The 3,076-nt window shown below is 59.6% G+C and carries 4 protein-coding genes; all 4 read left to right on the top strand.

The window, feature by feature from the left end; all coding sequences use genetic code 11:
• The coding region (nadC, locus tag ACYVDE_RS18685; RefSeq protein WP_460503059.1) for a carboxylating nicotinate-nucleotide diphosphorylase at positions 1 to 750 on the top strand (750 nt) is incomplete at its 5' end.
• Between the two features lie 115 nt (positions 751 to 865).
• Positions 866 to 1,498 (top strand): hypothetical protein, encoded by a 633-nt coding sequence (locus tag ACYVDE_RS18680; RefSeq protein ID WP_460503058.1) that lies wholly within the window; start codon positions 866 to 868, stop codon positions 1,496 to 1,498.
• Between the two features lie 27 nt (positions 1,499 to 1,525).
• Complete coding sequence (locus ACYVDE_RS18675) at positions 1,526 to 1,897, top strand: hypothetical protein (RefSeq protein WP_460503057.1); 372 nt, start codon at positions 1,526 to 1,528, stop codon at positions 1,895 to 1,897.
• 184 nt (positions 1,898 to 2,081) lie between these two features.
• Positions 2,082 to 2,828, top strand: coding sequence for a ZIP family metal transporter (locus ACYVDE_RS18670; protein WP_460503056.1), 747 nt, complete (start codon positions 2,082 to 2,084; stop codon positions 2,826 to 2,828).
• The last annotated feature ends 248 nt before the right edge of the window (positions 2,829 to 3,076 follow it).

Below are 3,076 nucleotides of genomic sequence, written 5' to 3'. Positions count from 1 at the left end.
GATGCCCGCAACCGCGCCCACCTGCTGGTGAAAGGCGACGGCGTGCTGGCCGGCATGGCGCTGGCTCCGCTCATCTTCGCCGAAGTGGACCCCGCCCTGACCATGACGCCCCTACTGGCCGACGGCGCCCGCGTGAAGCACGGCGACATCGCCTTCACGGTGGAAGGCCCGGCCCGCAGCATCCTCACCGCCGAGCGGCTGGTGCTCAACTGCATGCAGCGCATGAGCGGCATTGCCACCTACACGGCCCACCTCACCACGCTGCTGGCCGGCACTAACGCCAAGCTGCTCGATACGCGCAAAACCACGCCCAATTTCCGCCTCTGCGAGAAGTGGGCGGTGCTGATTGGCGGTGGCGTGAACCACCGCTACGGCCTGTTCGACATGATTATTCTCAAGGATAACCACGTCGACTACGCCGGTGGCATTGCCCAGGCCATTGCTGCCACGCACGCCTACTTACAGGAGAAAGGCCTGCAGCTGCCCATCGAAATCGAAACCCGCTCGCTGGCCGAAGTGCAGCAGGCGCTGGATGCCGGCGGCATCCAGCGCATCATGCTCGACAACATGCCGCCCGACCAGCTGCGCGAAGCCGTGGCCCTCATCGCCGGCCGTTTCCCCACCGAGGCCAGCGGCGGCATCACCGAGCAAACCATCGGCGAAGTGGCCCGCACCGGCGTCGACTACATCTCGGTGGGCGCCCTTACGCACTCCGTCAAAAGCCTCGATTTGAGCTTAAAAGCATTTTAACAGAATGTGAGAAATGTGCTGATGTGGAAATGTGTTGAATTAAGACCATTCCATATGCCTTGCATTAGCTTCATTTTCATATTCTGACACATCATCACATTTTCACATTATTCCCGTGAACCAACCCAACCAACGCGGCGGTGGCGGCGGCTTCCGCCAGGCCCAGCAGATGCCGTCGCTGGCCATCCGGACCAAAAAATCGCAGCTCACTACCGACGCCTACACCAAGATGGTGATGGGCGAAGTGTGGAAAAAAGACTGGGTGTACGCCCTCATCCCGTTTGCGCTGGGGCTGCTGCCGGCCATTTTCGTGCATTCGTGGTGGTGGCTGGTGCTGGCCGTGGTACTCACCATTCTGTTCGTGCTGTTCCGCTCGGCGCAGGTCACGGGCATTACGCAGATGGAGCAGAGCAAGCCGCTGTTCGAGCGCATGGCGTTTGAGATGGACAACAAGCAGATTCTGCTGCGCGTAGGCCCCGAGAAGGAAGGCAAAGCCATGCAGCTGAGCTGGGACATGATTGGCCGTGCCCGCCGCGAGGCCGACGCCTACGTGATGTACCTGAAGCCCGGTACCCCGCCCGAGGGCATGGCCGCCTGGCGCCTGTGGCTGGCCCGCACGTTCGACGTGCCGGTGTTTCTACATTTGCCCTTCAAAATATTTAACGCCGACAACGACCGCAAGCTGTTTGAATCGATGTTGCGCCGCAAAAACCTGCTGCCCGCCGAAGCCGGCGCGCCTACCGCTTAATTTTCAACCTCCGCTTATTTTACTTCGATGAAATTGAATTCCACTCTGTTGCTGGCCGTTTCGGCTGCCACGCTGGCCCTCACTTCCTGCAGCAGCGAGCCCTCCGACTGGCGCCCCGACGAGAAAGTGTCGGTTGACGTGGTAGCCCCCGGCACCCGCAACGACGAGAACTTCGACCACTCGGTGCCCAACGCTTCCATCGAAAACGCCAACTCGCCGCTGATTAAAGCCGCTGAAGCCGACAACCGCAACCCCGCCTCGGCCACCACGCACGTGTCGCCCGAGTCGGCCATGTCGGCCAACGCCGAAGAAGGCATGCGCAAGCGCGGCCAGCTGCACGATGCCGGCAAATCGGCCCAAGCCGATACGGCGGCTAACGGCCACCAGATGCAGCGCTAAGCCGCGCCGTTTTCGGGTTTAATTCATTGTGAGTGGCAGCTTTGCCCGCCGGTTGGCGGTCGCAGAGCTGCCGCTTTGCGTCATTATCGGAATGAAGAGTGAAGACCAAGGAATGAAGAGTTAACGCTTATGCCGTCACCTTCTAATTCTTCATTCCTCATTCTTCATTCCTCATTATTCAGATATGGGTTTTGCCATTTTTCTACTGCTGCTCACGGTGCTGGGCGCAGGCGCGGCGGCGGCGTGGGTGCCGGTGGCGCGCGGCGGGCAGTGGCTGAAGCCGCTGCTGGCCTTTAGCGGGGCCTACCTGTTCACGCTCACCGTCACGCACATTCTGCCCGAAGCCCTGCAGTTGCTGCCGGGGCACTCGGCGCAGGTGGGCTACTGGGTGCTGGCCGGCTTTTTCGGGCAACTGTTGCTCGAAGTGCTGTCGCAGGGCATCGAGCACGGCCACGTGCACCACGAGCACGGCCACAGCGCCGACGCCCCCGGCCGCGTGCCCTACCTGCTGCTGAGTGCGCTGGTCGTCCATTCGTTTCTCGAAGGCAGCGTGCTGGTGCACACGCCCGAGGCCGGCGACATCAGCCGGAATTTCTACGCTATTGTGGTGGGCGTGGCGCTGCACCACATGCCGGCCGCGTTTGCGCTGGCCACGCTGCTGCGGCTGCGGCTGGGCAGCTTCCGCCGCGTGTGGGCCGGCCTGCTGATTTTCGCGCTAGCCTCGCCAATCGGCATCGTGGTGAGCAACTACGTGGTGCTTTCGCAGTTGCTGAGCAGCGGCTGGTACGCCGCGTTGCTGGGGCTGGTGGCCGGCAACTTCCTGCACGTGTCCACTACCATTCTTTTCGAAACCAGCCCCGAGCACCGCCTCAACTGGCCCAAGCTGGCCGCCACTCTGGCGGGCCTGCTGCTAGCAATAGCGGTGGCGTAAGTAGTTAATTGAATGGGTAATAGATTATGACTAAATCCAATACATTAGCTCCATAAATAATTAGTTATTTACAATTAAGAATATTGTATTTATTATACACCTACTAATGCATTATAAAATAATCCAATTTTCATCGGTCATCGTTTATCAATCACTTGTGAATTTCAATAAATGGCGGTGGTCTAAGTGAGGATGGTTCTGTGATTATGTCGGTCGATGCAAATTTTAATTCGGGCTGCGTGCATGCG

This window comes from Hymenobacter agri, assembly GCF_054778495.1.
This window is presented reverse-complemented; position numbering and strand designations above follow the sequence as displayed.